The sequence below is a fragment of the Agromyces chromiiresistens genome (assembly GCF_029167465.1).
Lineage (GTDB): Bacteria > Actinomycetota > Actinomycetes > Actinomycetales > Microbacteriaceae > Agromyces > Agromyces chromiiresistens.
Map to the genome: position 1 here is coordinate 365,560 of NZ_JARFNL010000001.1, position 20,259 is coordinate 385,818.

At 72.8% G+C, this 20,259-nt stretch carries 17 protein-coding genes; 7 read left to right on the forward strand and 10 right to left on the reverse strand.

Going from position 1 to position 20,259, the window contains the following annotated elements:
• Nucleotides 1–29: 29 nt before the first annotated feature.
• Nucleotides 30–1,232 carry a baeRF11 domain-containing protein gene (locus PX701_RS01630; protein WP_231429816.1) on the forward strand — a complete coding sequence of 401 codons (1,203 nt, stop codon included), beginning with the start codon at nucleotides 30–32 and terminating at the stop codon, nucleotides 1,230–1,232.
• Nucleotides 1,233–1,310: 78 nt separating this feature from the next.
• On the opposite strand, the gene PX701_RS01635 is transcribed toward PX701_RS01630, so the two are convergent.
• On the reverse strand, nucleotides 1,311–1,655 hold the full coding sequence (locus PX701_RS01635; RefSeq protein ID WP_231429817.1) for a hypothetical protein: 345 nt from the start codon (nucleotides 1,653–1,655) through the stop codon (nucleotides 1,311–1,313).
• A gap of 94 nt (nucleotides 1,656–1,749) precedes the next feature.
• Here PX701_RS01635 and PX701_RS01640 point away from each other — a divergent pair, with 94 nt between their 5' ends.
• The gene (locus PX701_RS01640) at nucleotides 1,750–2,754 is read left to right on the forward strand and encodes an LLM class F420-dependent oxidoreductase (RefSeq protein ID WP_275505286.1); all 1,005 of its coding nucleotides are present in this window, start codon (nucleotides 1,750–1,752) and stop codon (nucleotides 2,752–2,754) included.
• Between the two features lie 93 nt (nucleotides 2,755–2,847).
• Here PX701_RS01640 and PX701_RS01645 read toward each other — a convergent pair whose 3' ends face one another.
• Together PX701_RS01645 and PX701_RS01650 are read right to left on the reverse strand one after the other, a co-directional pair.
• Entirely contained in the window at nucleotides 2,848–3,378 is a 531-nt protein-coding gene (locus PX701_RS01645) for a hypothetical protein (RefSeq protein WP_231429819.1), read from the reverse strand.
• Between the two features lie 147 nt (nucleotides 3,379–3,525).
• A complete protein-coding gene (locus PX701_RS01650) occupies nucleotides 3,526–3,795 on the reverse strand; it encodes a glutaredoxin family protein (RefSeq protein ID WP_275505287.1) in 270 nt (89 codons plus the stop codon).
• 127 nt (nucleotides 3,796–3,922) lie between these two features.
• Between PX701_RS01650 and PX701_RS01655 the strand changes: the two genes are divergently transcribed.
• Complete coding sequence (locus tag PX701_RS01655) at nucleotides 3,923–4,381, forward strand: PPOX class F420-dependent oxidoreductase (RefSeq protein WP_231429821.1); 459 nt, start codon at nucleotides 3,923–3,925, stop codon at nucleotides 4,379–4,381.
• 33 nt (nucleotides 4,382–4,414) lie between these two features.
• Here the strand turns inward: PX701_RS01655 and PX701_RS01660 are convergent, their stop codons facing one another.
• A complete protein-coding gene (locus PX701_RS01660; RefSeq protein WP_231429822.1) occupies nucleotides 4,415–8,095 on the reverse strand; it encodes a TM0106 family RecB-like putative nuclease in 3,681 nt (1,226 codons plus the stop codon).
• Nucleotides 8,096–8,219: 124 nt separating this feature from the next.
• Between PX701_RS01660 and PX701_RS01665 the strand changes: the two genes are divergently transcribed.
• Nucleotides 8,220–8,615, forward strand: coding sequence for an MmcQ/YjbR family DNA-binding protein (locus tag PX701_RS01665; RefSeq protein ID WP_275505288.1), 396 nt, complete (start codon nucleotides 8,220–8,222; stop codon nucleotides 8,613–8,615).
• 73 nt (nucleotides 8,616–8,688) lie between these two features.
• Here the strand turns inward: PX701_RS01665 and PX701_RS01670 are convergent, their stop codons facing one another.
• On the reverse strand, nucleotides 8,689–9,330 hold the full coding sequence (locus PX701_RS01670) for a TetR/AcrR family transcriptional regulator (protein ID WP_275505289.1): 642 nt from the start codon (nucleotides 9,328–9,330) through the stop codon (nucleotides 8,689–8,691).
• A gap of 122 nt (nucleotides 9,331–9,452) precedes the next feature.
• Between PX701_RS01670 and PX701_RS01675 the strand changes: the two genes are divergently transcribed.
• Together PX701_RS01675 and PX701_RS01680 are read left to right on the forward strand one after the other, a co-directional pair.
• Nucleotides 9,453–10,487 carry an agmatine deiminase family protein gene (locus PX701_RS01675; protein ID WP_231429825.1) on the forward strand — a complete coding sequence of 345 codons (1,035 nt, stop codon included), beginning with the start codon at nucleotides 9,453–9,455 and terminating at the stop codon, nucleotides 10,485–10,487.
• Nucleotides 10,484–12,211, forward strand: a complete 1,728-nt coding sequence (locus tag PX701_RS01680; RefSeq protein ID WP_231429826.1) for an amidase — start codon at nucleotides 10,484–10,486, stop codon at nucleotides 12,209–12,211. The genes PX701_RS01675 and PX701_RS01680 overlap by 4 nt, the downstream gene beginning before the upstream one ends.
• Here the strand turns inward: PX701_RS01680 and PX701_RS01685 are convergent.
• The 4 genes from PX701_RS01685 to PX701_RS01700 form a co-directional block, all read right to left on the reverse strand.
• On the reverse strand, nucleotides 12,208–12,768 hold the full coding sequence (locus tag PX701_RS01685) for a hypothetical protein (RefSeq protein ID WP_231429827.1): 561 nt from the start codon (nucleotides 12,766–12,768) through the stop codon (nucleotides 12,208–12,210). The genes PX701_RS01680 and PX701_RS01685 overlap by 4 nt on opposite strands.
• Before the next feature lie 465 nt (nucleotides 12,769–13,233).
• On the reverse strand, nucleotides 13,234–14,964 hold the full coding sequence (locus PX701_RS01690; protein ID WP_275505290.1) for a molybdopterin-dependent oxidoreductase: 1,731 nt from the start codon (nucleotides 14,962–14,964) through the stop codon (nucleotides 13,234–13,236).
• A gap of 115 nt (nucleotides 14,965–15,079) precedes the next feature.
• Complete coding sequence (locus tag PX701_RS01695) at nucleotides 15,080–15,787, reverse strand: alpha/beta hydrolase family protein (RefSeq protein ID WP_275505291.1); 708 nt, start codon at nucleotides 15,785–15,787, stop codon at nucleotides 15,080–15,082.
• Nucleotides 15,784–16,920: a DUF2207 domain-containing protein gene (locus PX701_RS01700; protein ID WP_231429830.1), complete on the reverse strand. Its 1,137-nt coding sequence runs from the start codon at nucleotides 16,918–16,920 to the stop codon at nucleotides 15,784–15,786. Before PX701_RS01700 ends, PX701_RS01695 begins: the two co-directional genes overlap by 4 nt.
• Before the next feature lie 101 nt (nucleotides 16,921–17,021).
• Here PX701_RS01700 and PX701_RS01705 point away from each other — a divergent pair, with 101 nt between their 5' ends.
• Nucleotides 17,022–17,240 (forward strand): hypothetical protein, encoded by a 219-nt coding sequence (locus PX701_RS01705; RefSeq protein WP_231429831.1) that lies wholly within the window; start codon nucleotides 17,022–17,024, stop codon nucleotides 17,238–17,240.
• A 73-nt stretch (nucleotides 17,241–17,313) separates the two neighbouring features.
• Here PX701_RS01705 and PX701_RS01710 read toward each other — a convergent pair whose 3' ends face one another.
• Nucleotides 17,314–20,241 (reverse strand): aminotransferase class III-fold pyridoxal phosphate-dependent enzyme, encoded by a 2,928-nt coding sequence (locus tag PX701_RS01710; RefSeq protein ID WP_231429832.1) that lies wholly within the window; start codon nucleotides 20,239–20,241, stop codon nucleotides 17,314–17,316.
• Between the last annotated feature and the right edge of the window lie 18 nt (nucleotides 20,242–20,259).

A 20,259-nucleotide genomic window follows, 5' to 3' on the forward strand; every position in this document is an offset into this window, starting at 1 on the left:
GTCGTCGCGCGAACTCGGGGGAGGAACGAATGACCGTCCACTACGAACTACCCACCACTGCCGATTTCGCAGCCCTTGCGGGGGCGCATCATCCCGCCGTCACCATCTACGCGGCGACCTCGCCCGTCGTGAGCGAGCGGGAGCGCGCCGAGGTCGCCGTGAAGAGCGCCTTCGACGAGGCGATCGACCGGATCAAGCAGGGTGGGGCATCGGCCGCCGAACTCACGGCGCTGCGCGAGGAGCGCGACGCGATCCTGCGCGACCAGCGCCTCTGGGGCGGCCTCGCCCGCTCGATGGCCATCTTCGTCGCCCCGGGTTTCAGCGAGGTCTTCGTGCTGCCGAACCGTCTCGACGACGCCTGGCACGTCGGCTCGCACTTCACGCTGGGGCAGCTGCTGCGCGCCCCCAGCCAAGACCAGGAGGCGTTCGCCCTCACCCTGTCGGCGCACGAATGGGCCGTCTGGCACGCCACGCCGACCGACCGCGCGTCGAAGCTCGACGTCGACCAGACGGGCGCCGCGAACCTCGACGAGGCCACGAACCGCGAGCCCGACGAAGACCGGCCGCGCGGCTCGAGCCACGGCACCGCCAGCCAGTTCGGCGGCGCGAGCCGGCTGCTCGGCGACGAGGGCCGCAAGAAGCTGCTCGACCAGTACTCGAAGCGCGTCATCGAGATCGCCCGCCGCGAGCTGCTCGCGCTCGATCCCGAAGAGCGGGTGCCCGTGTTCGTGTTCGCCGCCGAACCGCTCCTCAGCCTGTTCCTCGCGAACACCCGCAACTCGCGGCGTGTCATCGCCGTGCCCGGATCGCCCGACCGCCTCGGCGCCGCCGAGGTCGACGAGGCGGTTCGACAGCAGCTCGGTGCGCTCAACGTGCGCGAGGCCGAGCAGTCGCTGCGCCAGCTCTCCGAGGGCACGGCGGGCCGCATCGAGCGCGACCTCGCCGCGATCGGACGGGAGGCGGCCGACGGCGCCGTCGAGACGCTCTGGTTCGACTTCACGACCTCCGTCAACGGCACGCTCGACCGCGACTCGGGTGCGATCGAGTTCGCGAGCGGCAACGGGGCGGGGGAGGCCCTCGCCGACGGCACGCACGCGGGCGACCTGCTGCCGCAGCTCGCCCTCCTCGTCATCGCCAAGGGCGGCAAGGTCGTCACGGTCCGCAGCGACGACCTCGACGGCACCGTGTGGTCGGGCCCCGCGGTCGCCGAGCTGCGGTACGCGCTCGCCTGACGCACGACACGACGGATGCCTCGGGGCCGGCCCCGAGGCATCCGTCGTGTCGTGGTCGCGCCCCGCCGGGGCGCCGGCTCAGCGGAACGCGGGAACGCGTTCGCGCAGCGCGAGCCGGAAGCCCTCGCGCCAGCGGAACCGGATGATGATCTCCTGGGCGTGGAGGTCCTCGATGATGGCCTCGACGGGCACCTCGGTGAGCACTCGCGGGCGCGGTTCGCCCGGTGCGGTCTCGCGGAGTTCGAGCCACAGGCTCTCGGGGTGGGCGACGACGCCCGGGTTGGCGGCGACGAGTTCGAGGTGCCAGCCGTGGCTCGGGGCGAGCCCGTGGCCGGTCACGCGGATGAGGCGCGCGTCGCAGGTCTCGACGACCGTGGCATCGAAGTCGGAGGCGGAGTAATCGCAGTGGAGCTGACCGTTCATTGGGCCGACGGTACGCCTCGGCCCGGACCGCGGCCTCAGTGCTGACGCTGAATCCCGGAACGGGCTCGCCCCCGGATGCTCATAGGCTGACGGAATGCGATTCGGAATGTTCGTACCTCAGGGATGGCGCTTCGACCTCGTGGGCATCGACCCCGCCGAGCACTGGGCGGTGATGAGCGACGTGGCGTCCTTCTCCGACGGCGCCGACTCGCCGTTCGAGTCGATCTGGGTCTACGACCACTTCCACACGACGCCCGAGCCGTCGCCGACCGAGGCCACGCACGAGGCGTGGAGCCTCATGGCCGCGTTCGCCGCGTCGACCTCCCGCGTGCGCCTGGGCCAGATGTGCACGTGCATGAGCTACCGCAACCCCGCCTACCTCGCGAAGGTCGCGGCGACGACCGACCTGATCTCGGGCGGCCGCGTCGAGATGGGCATCGGCGGCGGCTGGTACGAGCACGAGTGGCGCGCATACGGTTACGGCTTCCCACCCGTGCCCGAGCGGCTCGGGCGCCTGCGCGAGGGCGTCGAGATCATGCGCCAGGCGTGGACGACCGGGCAGGCGACCCTCGACGGCCGGTACTACCAGGTCGACGGTGCGATCGTGCAGCCGAGGCCGCTGCAGGCCGGCGGCATCCCGATCTGGGTGGCCGGCGGCGGCGAGCAGGTGACGCTCAAGATCGCGGCGACGTACGCCGACTACACGAACTTCACGGGTTCGCTCGAGGAGTTCGCGCACAAGGACGACGTGCTGCGCGGCCATTGCGAGGCGATCGGGCGGGATGCCTCGGCGATCACCCGCTCGATGAACTTCAACACCGTGGTCGGCTCGTCGACGGCGGATGTCGCGGCCCGCCTCGCCCGCATCGAGGAGCGGCTCGTTCCGCACCTGGGCGCCGACGGTGCCGCGAAGGCCGTCGAGAGCTACTACGTCACCGCGCCCGGCGCGCTCGTCGGCACGCCCGACGAGATCGTCGCGAAGCTCGAGCAGCGCCGTGCGGTGGGGCTCGACTACGCGATCCTCTACGCGCCCGAGGCGGCGTACGACCGCTCGGGGCTCGAGCTGTTCGCCGCTGAGGTCGTGCCGGCGCTGCGCTGAGCGGGCCCCGCGTAGTTCAGGACGAGCCGGGTCACGGGTGCGTACGCGAGCGTGAGATCGCGCTCGTCCTGAATTCTGCGGGCGGCGCCGCGGTCAGGCGTTGAGTGCGGGCTTCAGCGGTCGTGTCCGGACGTCGGCGCCTGCGACGCTGATCGTGATGCCGTGCGCCTCGATCGGCACGGCGATGAGGTCGCCGACCGCGAGGTCGCCGGGCAGTTCGAGCGGCGCGAGCGCGAGGCATCCACCCGCCGCGAAGCGGACCGAGACGGGCGCCACGCGCGCGGTCGACGCGCGACCGAGGAGGCGGGCCTCCGCCCAGTCGGGGCGATGGGGTCCGAATCCGGCGTCGAGCTCGGCCTCACGGCGGCCGCCGACGGTCGAGATCGCGCGCACGGCGGCGAGCACGACGCCGAGGTGCCGCGTGCGGCCGACGCCTCCGGTGCGCGCCGGGGCGGGATCCAGGTGCGCGAACGGGGTGCCGTCGCGTTCGGCGAGGCGGAGCATCGAGAACCCGCCGACGATGACATCGGTCGTCGTGACGCGGGTGCCCGCGGGCCAGTGCTCGGGCGCGATCGGATCGGGGATCGAGCGCCGCAGCGTCGGCAGCAGGCGCGTGAGCGTCATGCGTGGCACCGCGAGGTCGAAGGCATGTCTCCGTTGTACGCCGGGTCGGCCGGACGTGCGCGATTGTTACGCGACCCGAACGGCGTGCACGCGGGAACTCACGCGTTGCTCACGGCGATCCCGGCTCGGGTGTCGCCCCGCGGCGAGTTACGCGGCGAGTTCCTCGTCGAGCTTCGCGCCGAGCTCGGCGTCGGTGGGCTCGGTGAAGTGCGTGCCGTCGGGGAAGACGACCACGGGGATGTTCGTGCGGCCCGAGATCGACTTCGCGATGTCGGCGGCCTCGACGTTCACCTCGAGGTCGACGTACTCGTAGTCGACGCCGCGGGCGTCGAGCAGTCGCTTCGAACGGCGGCAGTCGCCGCACCAGGCGGCGCCGTACATGGTGATGCGGTCGGGGTGCGCTGCAGAGGAAGTCACGTGCATACCCTACGCAGGAACCCTCTGCGATATTCCCGAGCGCGGCGTGCGGCCCGCTCGACGGATGTTCCGCGTCTTCGGCCGTCATCGACGGAATGCCGCGACGTCGAACCGGGTTCGCCCTGACATGACGAAGAACGCCGGACCCGTGCCGCTCACCGAGGCCGAAGCCTCCGACCTGCTCGCCGCCCAGAACTTCGGCGTGCTCGCCACGCTGAAGCGCGACGGGCAGCCGCACCTGACGACGATGCTCTACGGCTGGGATGCCTCGGCCGGCGTCGCGCGCTTCTCGACGACGAGCACCCGGCTCAAGGCGACGCATCTCAGGCGCAACCCGAGGGCGACGCTGCACGTCTCGGCCGACGACCATTGGTCGTACGCCGCGGTCGAGGGACTCGCCGAAGTGTCGGCGCCGACCGTCGAGCCCGGTGACGCGGTCGGGCGGGAGCTGCTCGCGCTCGTGCCGGAGGCCGCTCGCCCCGCGGACCCCAGCGACTTCTTCGACGAGGCGGTCGCGGAGGGCCGGGTCGTCATCCGGCTGCGAGCCGAGCGCCTGGGCGGCACCCGCCTCGACTTCGGGAACTGAGCGGCGCAGAGACCGTTCCGCGCGGAGCGCTGCTCAGCTCACGACGCTCGGCTCGGCCACCCGCGGCTCGAGGGGCGCCGCGCGGGAACCGCGTGCGTCGACGAGCCGCATGAAGGCGCTGAGCTGCGCGACGCCCTCGGCCCGGTGCGGCAGCCCGTCGAGCAGCCCGGGGGAGTACACGAGATACGCCGCCCACTTGGCTCGCGAGATCGCGACGTTCAGCCGGTTCTTCAGCAGCAGGAACTCGAGTCCGCGGGGCGCGCTCGCCGCCGAGGATGCCGCGAGCGAGACGATCGCGACCACCGCCTCCTGGCCTTGGAACTTGTCGACCGTGCCGACGGGGACGTCGGCGAACCCGGCCGCGTCGAGCGCCTCGCGCACCGTGCCGAGCTGGGCGTTGTAGGGCGTCACGACGATGAGGTCGCGCTGGTCGAGCGGTCTCGGCGGCGACATCGCGGGCCCGGTCGGCGAGTCGGTCGCGTCGGTCCAGTCGCGGCCGATGAGCGAGCGCACGAGGTGCACGACCGCGTCGGCCTCTTCGGGTGAGAAGGTCGAGTTGCCCTCGTGCTCGACGGGGATCGGCGTGACCCCGGGCGCGACGCCTTCGAGCGCACGACCGGCCGCCACCGGGTGGGAGCGCAGTTCGCCCTCGTACGACAGCCGTGACACCGGCGCCGCGACGGCGGGGTGCATGCGCCGGCTCTCGGCGAGGAAGTAGCCGTACTCGGGCGGCAGCACGTCGTGGCCGTCGGCGACCCAGCCGAGCGCCGAGGCGTTGACCGGCTCGGGATGCAGCGCCTGGCTCACCTGCGGCAGCTGCTGCGGATCGCCGAGCAGCAGCAGCCGCTTCGCCGACACCGAGACGGCGATCGTCGAGGCGAGTGAGAACTGCCCCGCCTCGTCGATGACGAGGAGGTCGAGCGAGGCTCGCGGGATGCGTCGGACGTTGCAGAAGTCCCATGCCGTGCCGCCGATGACGTACCCGCCTGGGCGCTCGGCGGCGAAGGCCGCCACGTCGTCTTTGCGGGCGAGTGCCGTGAACCCGTGCCGGTCGGCCTCGCCGGCGTCTTTCAGGTGCTTCGCGACGAGGTCGCCGTCGAGCCCCGCGGTGTTCACGACCGAGTCGAGCACGTTCTCGACGACCGAGTGGGACTGCGCGACGACGCCGATGCGCCAACCGTGGTCGCGCACGAGCGCGGCGATCACATGGGCGGCGAGGTAGGTCTTGCCGGTGCCGGGCGGGCCCTGCACGGCGAGGTACGAGCGTTCGAGGCGCCGCACCGACTCGACGACGGCGGACTGGTAGTCGTGCGCGGCGTCGAGCGGCGCGAGGCCGCCGATCGCGCGCGGCGGACGCCGCCGCAGGATGTCCATCGCGGGGTCGAGCGGCAGCTCGGGCGCGCGCCCGGGAATCGGGGCGGCCCACTCGGCGATCGCGTCGCGCAGCGCGTCGGCGCGGGGCGGGGCCCCGGGGGCGATCGCGAGGGGCAGGTCGCGCCACGTGATGCCGGGATGGCCGCGCTCCTCGACGCGCACGCCCGCATCGGTCACCTCGACCACGGTCGCGTTGGACCACGCGCGCTGGCCCGGCCGGGTCGACTGCGACGGGAACGGTGCCGGCCAGTCGTAGAGCAGGAAGACGTCGCCGCCCACGCTGAACCGCGAACCCGGTGCGATCCGCCCGTCGAGCAGCAGCTCGCGACGCGCGCTGTTCCACCGGGGCTCCTCGTACCAGTTGCCGATCGCGCGCGAGCGCGCCGGGTCGACGACGAGCACGTCGCGGTGCTCCTCCCAGCTCTCGATGGGCTGGTCGCAGCGCAGGTAGTGCGACCACCAGAAGCTCTTCGCCTCGCGGGCGTGGTAGTCGATCGCCGCCGAGGCGAGCGCGAGGGCCTCGGTGTCGGCGTCGCGACGCGCGGTGCCGATCGCGGTCGCGACACCGCCGGCCCTCGCCGCGGACCGCTCGGCCCGCTCTTCGCGATCGCGTACGAGCGACTTGAGCTGCAGCGCCAGCGGCGAGGCCTCGTAGATCTTGCCCTCGGCGCGGTCGGCCAGGAGCGACGCCGCGACCGGCCGGACGCCCTCGCGCGCACCGACCGCGAGCAGCCAGTCGCGCAGGCGCAGCGTCGACACGCAGTCGTACCGGTTGTAGTCGGCGAGGTCGTCGAGGATGCGCGCTGCCTCGGCCGCGGCATCCGCAGCCTCGACGGGTGACGCCGGGCCGATCGCCAGTGCGAGCGCCTGCAGCTCGCCCGCGCGCACGTACTCGGTGATCGAGTCGGCGCCGGACTTCACGTCGGCCTCGCGGAGCTCGGAGCCCATGTACAACGGCTCGAGCTTCTTGATCGAGTACGAGCGGCTGCCCACGCGCACCGCGCGCTTCACGATCGGGTAGAGGTCGACGAGCACGCCGTCGGCCAGCAGCTGGTCGACCTCGGCCTCGCCGACGCCGTGCCGGGCGGCGATCGACGTCAGGTGGGTGCGCTCGTAGCTCGCGTAGTGGAAGATGTGCAGGTCGGGATGCACCTGCCGACGCAGCTTCACGAACTCGAGGAAGCGCTCGAGCGCGACGCGCTCTTCGGCGAACGAGTGCGCCCAGAACGCCGTATAGGTCTCGGAGTTGTCGACCATGCCCCAGAGGTAGTCGAGGTTCCACTTCGTGCCGTCGCCCTCGGTGTAGAGCGGGTCGCCCTCGAAGTCGAAGAAGAGGTCGCCCGGGCTCGGCTCGGGGATCGCCGCGATCGCGCGGGCATCGCGCACGCCGACGGGCGGCGGCAGCGGCGGGTCGCCCTCGCGCCACGCGCCCGACGCGACGGCCTCGGTCGCCTCGACCTCGGCCCGCAGTTGCAGGCGGGCCTGGGCGCGGAGGTTGTCGAGCGTCGCCTCCATCACGTGCGGCACGGGATCGTGGGAGGCTGCGAGGGCGTCGATCGTCGTGATGCCGGCCGCGGCGAGGGGCTCGCGCTGGGTGACGCGCAGCCCGCCGACCATGAGCACGTCGCGGTTCGCCTGCACTTCGAGCTCGCAGGTGGGGCACCGGCCGTCTTGCGTGTAGAGCGGGTCGCCCCAGGCGACCGGGCCGGCGTCGGCCACGCGGTCGGCGACGATGCGCTGCAGGCGCCCGATGCGTTCGCGGTAGACGGGCAGGATGTCGTCGAGCCGGTGCGCGCTCACCGAACCGTCGCCGAGCAGCAGCTCGACCGTGTCGTCGAGCGGCACGCCGAGCCGCGTGAGCTGCTCGGCGTAGGCGGCGAGCTGCAGCAGGGCGGTGACGCGCGCGTGCCGGGCGAGCTTCGAGTCCTGCACCCGGTACCGGCCGTCGGGCTGGCGCACGATGAAGTCGGCGAAGCCGATGAACCCCTGCCCCGGCACGGGCTCGTCGGAGAAGGTCGCCTGGAACACGACCGGCGCACCCGCCTCGAACGCCGCGATCGTGGCGTTCGTCGCCGCGGCCACCGCCTCGGCGTCGCGCACGTCGGGTCGATCGATCTCGACGACGCCCGGCCCGAACTCGGCGCGGTACCGCTCGAGCACCCGCAGTTCGTGCGCGTCGCCGAGCTCGCCGGCACGGCGCAGCATCGGGTCGTCGAGCGGGGCGAACAGCGTGTCGCGACCGAGCTTCACGTCGAGCTCGCGCAGGAAGGCGAACTCGCAGTCGCTCGCCTTCTTGAGGTCGCTCGCACTCGTCACGACGATGCCGTTCAGCAGGTACATCGTGCTCCTCTCGCCGGGCGTGCTCCCAAGGTAGCGTCAGCGTGCGACATCGGTCGGGCGAGCGAGGCGGCCCGAGTGGGCCCGGGGGATGCCGCGGCCGACCCCGCGGCGTAGGGTGACGCCCATGGCCGACTGGGAGCTGCTGCGGCGCCTCGCGCTCGCGCTGCCCGACACGAGCGAGGCGGTGAGCTGGGGCTCGGCGCACTGGCGCGTGCACGGCAAGGGGTTCGTGTGGGAGCGGCCGCTGCGCAAGACCGACCTCGCGCACCTCGGCCTCGACGAGCAGCCCGGCCCGATCATGGGGGCCCGCGTCGAGGATGAACACGAGAAGCTCGGGCTCATCGACGAGGATCCCGATGTGTTCTTCACCATTCCCCACTTCGACGGGTGGCCCGCGATCCTCGCGCGGCTCGACCGCATCGGCGACGAGCGGCTCGCCGAACTCGTCGAGGAGGCGTGGCTCGTGATGGCACCGCCGAAGCTCGCGCGGGCACGGCTCGACGGGCGGTCGGTCGAGTAGCGAAGCGGACCGGCACAGGCGGGGCCGTGGTCTCGATACGGCGCTGCGCGCCTGCTCGACCGGCGAGTCGCGCCTACTCGACGACCGGAACGTGGGACCCGAGCGCACCGCGCGCGAGCCCGAGCATGCCCTCGACCGCGTGCGCGGTCAGCTCGCCGCGGTGCGCCGAGTCGCCCCAGCGCACGAGCGCCTGGGCGTTGAGCCCGTCGACCATGCCGAGGAGCTGCCACGCGACGCCCGAGGCATCCGTCGTCTCGAAGTCGCCCGAGCGCACGCCCGCCTCGATGACGCCTTGCAGCACCGACTGCCAGGCGTCCATCTGCTCGCGCACCGCCCGGGCCAGGCTCTCGTTGCGCCGGCCGAGGGCCCAGGCCTCGACCCAGACCACCGTGACGTCGTCGCGGGTGCCGTCGAGCACGGTGCGGATGATGCCGCTGAGCTGCGCGCGCGGCCCGTCGAGCGTTGCGACGAGACCCTCGACCTCGGCGATCTCGGCGCCGACGACGGTCGAGAAGGTGCTCGCGATGAGCGACTCCATGCTCGGCACGTAGTGGGCGACGAGGGCGGGGGCGACGCCGGCCCGCGCGGCGACGGCGCGCAGGGTGACGGCCGCGAGTCCCTCTTCGAGCGCCAGGCGGTGCGCGGCCCGGGCGATGTCGCGGGTGCGCTCGTCGGGCGACTTGCGGGCGGCGCGGGGTCGGGTCGGCGTTGACATGATCACCCATTGTAGGTAATCTCGCAGCAATATTGATCATTTGGTCAATAAAGGCGGCATCCGCAACGAACGCGAAGACCGCACCACGAACGAACCGCACCATCTCGAAGGGGAGACCACGCATGGCCTGGCGCATGCCGAGTGAGACCGCACTGCACGAGCGCACCTGGATGGCGTTCCCCCGTGAGGGGTTCACCCTCGGCGAGGAACTCGCCGAGCGCGAGCAGGGCTACGCGGCGTGGACGGCCGTCGCCCACGCCGTCGCCGAGTTCGAGCCCGTCACGATGGTCGTCGACCCGACCGAGCTCGACCGCGCCCGCCGCATGCTGAGCTCGGAGATCGAGATCGTCGAGGCCCCGCTCGACGAGTTCTGGATGCGCGACTTCGGCCCCACCTTCGTCGTCGACGACGAGCGCCCGGGCGTGCTCGGCGCCGTCGACTGGACGTTCAACGGCTGGGGCGCCCCCGAGTGGGCCGAGTGGCGCAAGTCGGCCGAGATCGCCCGCTTCGTCGCCCCGCTCGTCGGCGCCGAACTGGTGTCGAGCGTGCTCGTCAACGAGGGCGGGGGCATCCACGTCGACGGCGAGGGCACCGTGCTCGTCACCGAGACCGTGCAGCTCGACCCGCGCCGCAACCCCTACGCCGACAAGGCCCGCGTCGAGGCCGAGCTCGCCCGCACGATCGGCGCGACCAAGGTCGTGTGGCTTCCGCGCGGCCTGACCCGCGACTACGACGAGTTCGGCACCAACGGCCACGTCGACATCGTGGCGACCATCACCTCGCCCGGCAAGCTGCTGCTGCACGCGCAGCAGAACCCCGACCACCCCGACTACGAGGTCACGCGCGAGCTGCGCGCGGTGCTCGAGCAGGCGACGGATGCCGCGGGGCGGCGCTTCGAGATCGTCGACATCCCCGCGCCCGAGACGCTGCGCGACGAGGAGGGCTTCGTCGACTACAGCTACGTCAACCACCTGGTCGTGAACGACGGCATCATCGCGTGCGGCTTCGGTGAGGAGCGGGCGGATGCCGCGGCTCGCGAGATCCTCGAGGCCGCCTATCCCGGTCGGCGCGCCGTGACGGTCGACTCGCGCGACATCTTCGCCCGTGGCGGCGGCATCCACTGCATCACCCAGCAGCAGCCGGTTGTGGCCCGATGAGCGGGTTCGACGTCGTCGAGGCGCCGATCGAGCGCCTGCGCGCCGCGCTCGAGGCGGGCGAGACCACCGCTGTCGAGCTGCTCGACGCGTATCTCGCGCGCATCGCCGCCTACGATGCGTCGGGCACAGAGACCGCGCTCAACGCGCTGGTCGTCATGAATCCGGATGCCGCGGCCGAGGCCCGTGCTTCCGACGAGCGTCGCTCGCGCGGCGAGGTGCTCGGGCCGCTCGACGGCATCCCGTACACCGCGAAGGACAGCTACCTCGCGAAGGGGCTCACCGCGGCCGCCGGATCGCCCGCGTTCGAGCACCTCGTCGCGCAGCGCGACGCGTTCACGATCGAGCGGCTGCGCGCCGGCGGCGCCGTGCTCATCGGGCTCACGAACATGCCGCCGATGGCGAACGGCGGCATGCAGCGCGGCGTCTACGGCCGGGCCGAGAGCCCGTACAACGCCGAGTGGCTGACGAGCGCGTTCGGCTCGGGCTCGTCGAACGGGTCGGGCACCGCGACGGCGGCGTCGTTCGGCGCATTCGGCCTGGGCGAGGAGACCTGGTCGAGCGGGCGCGCGCCGGCGTCGAACAACGCGCTGTGCGCGTACACGCCGTCGCGCGGCGTGATCTCGGTGCGCGGCAACTGGCCGCTCGTGCCGACCATGGACGTCGTCGTGCCGCACACCCGCACGATGGCCGACCTGTTCGAGCTGCTCGACGTCATCGTCGCCGACGACCCCGAGACGCGCGGCGACTTCTGGCGCGCACAGCCGTGGGTGCGGATCCCCGCGTCGTCCGCGGTGCGACCGGCGTCGTATCCCGCGCTCGCCCCGGTCGACGCGTCGGCGGCTCGTGCCGCGCTCGCCGGCAAGCGCATCGGCGTGCCCAAGATGTACATCAACGCCGACCCCGAGGCCGGCACGAACCCCGACGGCGGCATCGGCGGTGCGACCGGCGAGCGGGTCGAGACGCGCGAGTCGGTCATCGAGCTGTGGGAGGCCGCGCGCCGCGACCTCGAGGCGGCCGGCGCCGAGGTCGTCGACGTCGACTTCCCGGTCGTGACGAACTACGAGGGCGACCGCCCCGGAGCGCCGACGGTCAAGACCCGCGGGCTCGTCAGCGAGGAGTTCCTGAAGTACGAGATCGTCGACCTGTCGGCGTGGGCGTGGGAGGACTTCCTGCAGGCCAACGGCGACCCGGCCCTCTCGACGCTCACGGGCGTCGAGGGCGCGACGATCTTCCCGCAGCCGCCGGGCGCGCTGCCCGACCGCTACACGGGCTTCGACGACGACATCGCCGAGTATCCGGCGCAGGTGCGCGAGCACCCGTATGCGTCGTTCACCGAGATCCCCGAGCTCGAGGCGGGCGTGCGCGGCCTCGAGGAGACCCGCCGCATCGACCTCGAGCAGTGGATGGACGGGCTCGGCCTCGATGCCGTCGCGTTCCCGGCGGTCGCCGATGTCGGCCCTGCCGACATGGACGTGAACGAGGCCTCGGCCGACCTCGGCTGGCGCAACGGCGTCTGGGTCGCGAACGGCAACCTCGTGCCGCGCCACCTCGGCATCCCGACCGTGACGGTGCCGATGGGCACGATGGCCGACATCCGCATGCCGGTGGGCCTCACCTTCGCGGGACGTGCCTACGACGACACGGAGCTGCTCACGCTCGCCGCCGCCTTCGAGGCGACCGGATCGCGCCGCACCGCGCCGCCGCGCACGCCCCGCCTGGGCTAGGTCGAGGATGCCTCGGGCTCGACGCCCCTCGCCCACTCGGTGAGGGGCGTCGATGCTGCTCGGGCGCGCTCGAGCGCCGGCTTGTCGAAGAGTTCGAGTCGCGTCGCCGACTCGACGTGCACGCGCGTGCGGAGCAGCTTCGACGCGATGCGCTCGAGCGCGTACGCCTCGCCGCTGCCTCGATGCAGCGCGGTCGTGACGAGCAGCTCGAGCGGACGTGGCGGCACCCACGGAGCGTCGTCGTCCTCGTCCTCGGCGCCCTCGGCTTCGGCCGGCCCGTGCTCGGCGGTGTCGCCCAAGTGGATCAACCGGATGTCGGTCGCCTCGCGCTTCGCGAACACGCGGATCAGCTCATCTCGCCGGAGCGCGAGCCGATCGGCGACCGGCAGTTCGTCGAACGTGACCCGCCCGTCGATCCTGACGATCGATCCCCGACGCGCCGCGTACTCGGCGATCGCATCCGCGACGACGTAGGTTCGCGTGCTGTCGAGCAGGTAGGCGAGATCGCCGATCGCTCGGTGGGTCCCGTCGTCGACCCGGATCGTTCGCGTCGCCATCTGAAGCTCCTCGGTGGTGGTGGTGGTGGTGGCGGTCGTCGCGTCGACTGGCGACCAACGCTTCGCCGACCGTGTGGATTTGTGGACTTGTGGACGACCTGCGTGTGGATTTGTGGACTTGTGGACGACCTGGGTGTGGATTTGTGGACTTGTGGACGACCTGCGTGTGGATTTGTGGACTTGTGGACGACCTGCGTGTGGATTTGTTGACTTGTGGACGACCTGCGTGTGGATTTGTTGACTTGTGGACGACCTGCGTGTGGATCTGTGGACTTGTGAACAGGCTCTCGGGAGGGATGCTCCCACCGCGCGGGGTGCCGCGTCGCACGCGACGGGTCATCGTCGACCGGACGCTCCGGTCCGGGGCTGGGGAGGACGAGTGCGGGCGGGGAGGAATGGCGATGGGTGCGACGGAGGGCCGGCGCGAGAGGCGCCGGAGCGCAGCGACGTCTCGAACCCCGCGCGTCAGCGCACGTCGACGGTGATCTCGTGCAGGCCGGTGGCGCCGTCGGGTACGACCGGGCGTTCTTCCGCGGTCTGCAGCTCGCCGTCGGCGCCGGTCGCGCGTACCCGCAGCGTGTGGCTTCCGGACGAGGCATCCGGCCATGCGAAGCGCCACTGCACCCAGGTGTCGTCCGAGATCGCGGTGGCGAGTTCGGCCGGGCGCCACGCGCCCTCGTCGACCTGCACCTCGACGCCTTCGATGCCCGTGTGCTGGTGCCAGGCGACGCCGGCGACGACCACGTCGCCCGCCTCGACCGACTGTCCGCGCCGCGGCACGTCGATGCGCGACGAGAGCTTGATGGGGCCGTGGTCGCTCCAGCCCCGGTCGGTCCAGTACGCGCGCGCCCGGTCGAATCGCGTGACCTCGAGGTCGACGACCCACTTCGTGGCCGAGACGTAGCCGTAGAGGCCCGGCACGACCATGCGCACCGGGAAGCCATGCTCGATCGGCAGCGGCTCGCCGTTCATGCCGACGGCCAGGATCGCGTCGCGGTCGTCCTGCAGCACCTCGATCGGCGTCGAGGCCGTGAAGCCGTCTGAGCTGCGCGAGAGCACCATGTCGGCGTCCGGGAGCGGGCGCGCACGGGCGAGCAACTCGCGGATCGGGTAGCCGAGCCAGACCGCGTTGCCGATGAGATCGCCGCCGACCTCGTTCGAGACGCACGCGAGCGTCGTGACGCTCTCGGCGAGGGGAAGGGCGAGCAGCTCGTCCCAGGTGAGTTCGAACTCCTGCTCGACCATGCCGTGCACGCGCAGCTTCCAGTCGGCCAGGTCGAGCACGGGCACCGCGAGGGCCGTGTCGATGCGGTAGAAGTCGGCGTTCGGGGTGATGACCGGGGCGAGCCCGTCGATGCCGAGGTCGGCGCCCGACGGCACGGACGCCCTCGAGGTCGGCGTCGGCAGCCTGATCGCCTCGCGCACCGCCGTCACCGCCCGCCCGCCGGCCTGGATCGCAGCACCGCCGATGGCGGCGAGCGCGCCGATCACCGCGGCGCCACCCGCCCAGCCGAGGAACGCCCGTCGCGTCGTGCGGGTCCCCGAGGCGGGGACGGATGTCTCGCGAGTGGTGGCTGGGGTGGCGGGGGCGAGTGCCTCGTGCGCGGTGGTTGGGGCCGTGGGGGCGGGCGTCTCGCGTGCGGCTGCTGGAGTGGCGGAAGCGGGCGTCTCGCCTGTGGCTGCTGGAGTGGCGGAAGCGGGCGTCTCCCCTGGGGCGGTCGAGGCGGGGCGCCGCGACGTCTCGACGCCGGCGACCGCGGCGAGCCGTCGCACGAGCACCCGCAGCGCCACCACGGCGGCCGCGCCCGCGACGAGCGACGGCACGACCGCGAGCATCGGCGCGTTCGCACGCGTCGCGGCGGCGACCGCCCCGGCGACGCCGAACACCGCGAAGACCGCGCTTCCCCACGGCGGCCGGCGTGACTCGAGGACGCCCGCACCGCACGCCGCGACGAGCAGCACGAGCACGATGCCGGTGACGAGGGCGAGCTTGTCGGCGGTGCCGAACAGGGCGATCGCGGCGTCCTTCGCCCACGGTGGCGCGAGATCGATCAGCGCGGACCCGATGACGACCACCGGCCCCGACTCGGGTGCGATCACCGCGGCGACGAGTTCGCCGAGGCCCGCGCCGAAGACCGCCGCCGCGGCACCCGCGGCCGCGGGGAGGAGCCATCCGGTCGACCGTGCGTCGCCCATGAGGCCAGCGTACGCGGCGGGGCAGGGTGCGCGCCGAGTCTTCGCCGTGGTCGCGAAACGGTGCTGCGCGCCGAGTCGACGGACGGAGCTGCGGTCTCGATACCGCGCTGCGCGCCTACTCGGCCGACGGGACGTGCGCGCGCACGAACGAGGCCGCGCGCTCCGCGAGCGACGCACCGATCTCGGCCGCGGGGCGCTTCGCGCCCTTCACCTCGAACGAGTGGTTGGCCCCGTCGATCCACTCGACGACGGCGTTCGGCCCCACCCGCTCCGCGACCGCGTCGAGCTGCTCGTTCGGAATCGCGAACGGGTCGTTGCGCCCCTGCAGGAACAGCATCGGCATCGTGATGCCCGGCAGGTGCTCGTCGCGCGGCTTGTCGGCCTTGCCCGGTGCGTGCAGCGGGTACCCGAGGAACACGAGCCCCGAGGCATCCATGCCCGAGGCGACGGCCATCGAGGCCATGCGCCCGCCGAACGACTTGCCCGCTGCCCAGACCGGCTCGCCCGCACGACCGGCCTGCACGGCCAGCTCGCCGGCGACCCCCATGACCGTTCGCCACGCCGCGATCGCGGCGGGCGGCCGGTCGGGGAAGCGGCGTCCGGCCTCGCGATACGCGAAGTTGAAGCGCAGGGTCGAGAATCCGTCGGCGTTCAGCGCCCGCGTGAAGCCCGACATGAACGGATGATCCATGCCCGCGCCCGCGCCGTGCGCGACGACGATCGTGGCCGAGGCATCGCCGCCGGCCGGGCGCGCGTAGACGCCCGCGACCGCGGTGCCGTCGAGGTCGATCGAGATCGCCTGCTCGAGGTCGGTGAGGCTCATGAGCCCAGCCCTTCGAAGATGCCGCCGATGCCCTCGATCACCGAACCGGTGCCGTCGACGAGGTCGCCGACCACGGCGGTCAGCTCGAGCACGCCGCCCGCGGCGTCGATCGCGGCGGCCACCTCCGCGGTGACGTCGACGAGGTCTCCGAGCGTGTCGACGTTCGTGTGCGCGAGCGTGTCGGCCTCGAGGCGGAGCTTCGCGAGCCACTCCCGTTCGAGGCCGAACAGCACGGCGTACGGCAGCAGGCGCTCATGCAGGTGGAAGCGCTCGAGCTGCGCGGATGCCTCGGGGTCGGCGCCGATCGACGGCCCGCCGCCGATCGACCCGGCCGGGGCGTCGGCGCGGAGCTCCGCTCCGCTCGGCGACTGCAGCACGCGGAGCCGGTCGGCCTCGGCGACCTCGAGGTAGCGGCGAAGTCCGGCGAGGTGCTCGCGATGCGGGAGCGACGGCGGCAGGTACCGTCGCCACGAGGCCGGGGTGACGAAGATCGTCGCGATCGTCACGGCCACGGCCGCGAGCGTGGCGAAGAACGCGGTCCAGTCGCCCGCGATGAGCGTGAACACGAGCAGCAGCGCTTCGACGAGCATGCCGAGGTAGGCGAGCACGGTCAGGGTCGTGCCGGGCCAGGTGACGCGCCGGTCGCCGACGAGTCCCTCGCGCGCGAGCGCGAGCTCGGTGAACGTCATGAGCGTCTTCAGCCGCCCGGCCAGCGCCCTGCGGTCGGCCGAGAAGCGGCGCAGGCGTGCGCCCGTGTGCTCGGGGCCGAACAGCACCTCGAGCAAGGCGGTGTCGGCGGTGGTGAGCCGTGCGCCGTCGGTGAGCTCCACGCCGATCGGCTCCCGGGAGCGGGAACCGGACGCGCCGCCCGCCGTGCCCGCAGCCGACGCGCCCGCCGTGCCGGCGATGAGCCGCACCTTGCGCTTGACCGCGAGGTCGATGAGCGCCGCCGCGGCGGCCCGCTTGTCGGCGTCGGCGAGCACCGCATCGCGGAGCAGCGTCGTGCCGCGCTCGGGCGCGTACTGCACGACGCGGGCCGTCACGGGCTGCGCGGCGAACGCGCGTGCGACGAGCCCGAGCACCAGGATGAGGCACGCGGGCACGATCGCGAGCAGGATGACGGCGGTGAGCACGCGCCCAGTCTAGGGATCATCGAGTTCCCGGCCGAGCGGTCGGAAGGCGACGCGCGGGCCGGCTGCCGGGGATGTCGGCGGGGCGGCGTAGCTTGACTGCCATGACGAACCAGCTGCAGACCGAAGCCCCGCGCGAGGCGCTCGACGAGCCGTGCCCCCGGTGCGGTTCGGCCGCCGTGCGTGCGATCGTCTACGGCCCGCTCGACCTCGCGGTCGAGGCCGAGACCGTCGACCCGTTCCTCACCGACGACGCTCCGATCTTCGACTGCCGCGACTGCGGGTTCGAGTGGGGCCTCGCCGTGCGCGACCTGCTCGCCTGAGCCGCAACCGTCGGTCGAGTAGCGCGCGACGAAGGAGCACGCGTATCGAGACCACTCGATCGACCGGCGACCCCTACCAGCCTTCGCCGAGCACCCGGTCGAGCATCTCGACGAAGAACTCGGCCGACTCGGGTTCGACGCACAGCGGCGGCTTCGTCTTCAGCACGTTCTGGTGGTCGCCCGTGGGCTGCATGACGACCCCGAGCTCGAGCAGCCGATCGCAGATCGCGCGCGTCTCGTCGGTCGCCGGTTCGAGCGTCTCGCGGTCGCGCACGAACTCGACGCCGAGGTACAGGCCGAGCCCGTGCACGGCGCCGATGAGCGGGTGCCGTTCGGCGAGCTCCTCGAGCATCCGCTTGAGGTAGGCGCCGGTCGACGCCGCGTTCTGCTGCAGCCCCATCTGCTCGTACGCGTCGAGCACCGTGAGCCCGGCGATCGACGAGGCCGGGCTGCCGCCAGTCGACGAGAAGAAGTACCCCTGCGTGCGGAACCGCGCCGCGATCTCGCGCGTCGTGATCACCGCGCCGAGCGGATACCCGTTGCCCATCGCCTTCGCGACGGCGACGACGTCGGGCACCACGCCCTGCTGCTCGAAGCCCCAGAACCACTCGCCGAGGCGCCCGTAGCCGGCCTGCACCTCGTCGGCGATCGCGAGCCCGCCCGCCTCCCGCACGGCGGCGTACACCTCGGCGAGATAGCCGTCGGGCAGGGGGATGCCTCCGGCGTTGCCGTAGAACGTCTCCGCGATGAACGCGGCCGGGGGCCGGCCCGAGTCCGCGAGCTCGCGGATCCGCGCCGCGGCCTCGGGCGCGTAGCGCGCGGCATCCGCCCCGCGGTACCGGCCGCGGAACGAGTTCGGCGCCTCGACGGCGTGCACCCAGTCGGGGCGCGTCTCGAGCGCGTTCGGGTTGTCGGCCGTCGAGGTCGAGACGGCGTCGGAGCCGTAGGTCCAGCCGTGGTAGGCCTCGAGCACGCTCACGACGTCGCGCCGGCCGGTCGCGGCGAGCGCGACGCGGATCGCGAGGTCGGCGGCCTCCGACCCCGAGTTCACGAGGAACACGGTGTCGAGCGGATCGGGCAGGAGTCCGGCGAGCCGCTCGGAGAACTCGACGACCGCCTCGTAGTTGAACCGCGAGTTCGTGTTGAGCCGGCGCAGCTGCCGGTGCACCGCGTCGGCGAGGCCGACGTGGCCGTGACCGAGCGGCGTCACGTTGTTGACCATGTCGAGGTAGACGCGCGCGTCTGTGTCGGCGAGGTGCTCGCGCCAACCGCGCTCGATCTGCGGCGGGGCCTCGTAGTAGTGCTCCTGCACCTCGGCGAAGGCCGCGTTGCGCCGCCCGATGAGCGACTCGCGGTCGGTCGAGTCGGCGCGCGGCTCGCTATCGAGACCCAGCATCGGCGCCGGATCGAGCGTCACCGCGAGCCATCCCGCGGCGTACTCGGGCCGCACGAGGTGCGGCGTGCCGGCGCGGCCGAGCCGCACCCGGACGCGCGTGCGCGCGGGCACGATCCAGTCGCCGTCGGCGTCCTGCGTCGCACCCTCGACGACGAGGTGCTCGGATGCCTCGAGCCGTTGCGGTTCGGCGTACCAGACGTCGATGCCGACCGGCACCGTCGCGGGCGAGGCCTGCGAGAGGGTGCGGCTCGCGGTCAGTCGGGGCGTGCCGCGGTCGAGCCAGGCCGCCGACGCACCGGCGTCGAGGGCCTCGAGCGCGAGTCGCGCCTCGAGCGCCTCGCCGTCGAGCCACGCACCGCCGTCGGCGGCCTCGGCGAACACCGACACGTCGAGCCGCGCCGGCGAGGCGGTCGCAGTCCCCTTCGAAGATCTCGGCGGGAGCCGGTGCTCGCGTGCGGGCCCGTCGTGCGTTCGTGCGCCGAGATCGACCTGCGGCGAATCGTGAACCCCGAGCGCATCGGCGATGACCGCCGTCATCACGTCGGCCGGCACCGAGGTCGCCTGCTCGAAGATGCGCCATTCGCGGTCGAGAGCCGACCGCGCGTAGTCGTTCGACTCGCCGTCGAGCTGCACCTGGTGCTCGCCGCTCACGACGAGCACGGCGCCACGCAGCACGACGAGCGGCCAGAGCGCGGCGACCTCGGCGGGTGCGAGCGGGCGCAGCGCGTGGAACGCGCGCACCGCGGGCAGTACCGAGACGGGTTCGGCGCCGGCATGGTGCAGCACCGACGAGATCGTGATCGCGAGCTCGCCGACGGCCCAGCTGCGGGTGACGTCGCCGAAGTCGATCATGCCGTCGGGCATCCGCCGGCCGCCCTCGACGCGGCAGACCACGTTGTCGTCGGTGAGGTCGAGGTGCACCGCCTGCTGCGGCAGTTCGTCGGCGAGGGCGGCGACGGTGCGCCAGGCCTCGCGGGCGGCGCGCTGCACGAGCTCGCGCCGGTAGTGGTCGGGGTGATGCGGCGCGAGCAGTTCGACGACGCGGTCGGCGAAGCGCGGATCCCACTGCAGCGCCCGGTCGAGCCCGGCGTGGTCGAGGTCGGCGAGCGCGAGGCTCGCCGTCGCGGCGAGTTCGCCCATGCGGGCGACGACTGCGGGGGCGAGATAGGCGTCGCCCGTGAGCGTGCCGCCGCCCAGGAACTCGAGCAGTCGCACCGCGAGTGGTCCCGCGCTCGTGTCGGCGACGACGGAGCGCGGCCGCCCGTCGGCGTCCTTCGTGGTCGTCGCGACGCGGACGCCCGCCATTCGACCGCCCGACCCGTCGGCGATGCGCTCGGCCGCGGCATCCTGCGCGGCGAGCTCGGCCGCCGTGAAGGCGGGGTTCGTGATCTTCACGACGCCGAGGGGGGCGCCGCCGTCGGCGGCGGCGTCGGCCGCGGCATCCCGAGCCAGGAAGTTCTGGTCCTGCTGGCTGCCGAGGGATTCGAGTTCGACGTCGAGCCCCCACTCGGCGGCGACGATGCCGCGCACCTCGTCGACCGGCAGCGCCGGCGCAGGCAGCTCGCCGACCGAGAAGAAGTCGAATCCGGTCGGTTCAGCGGTCATCGTCGGCCCTCTCCTGCG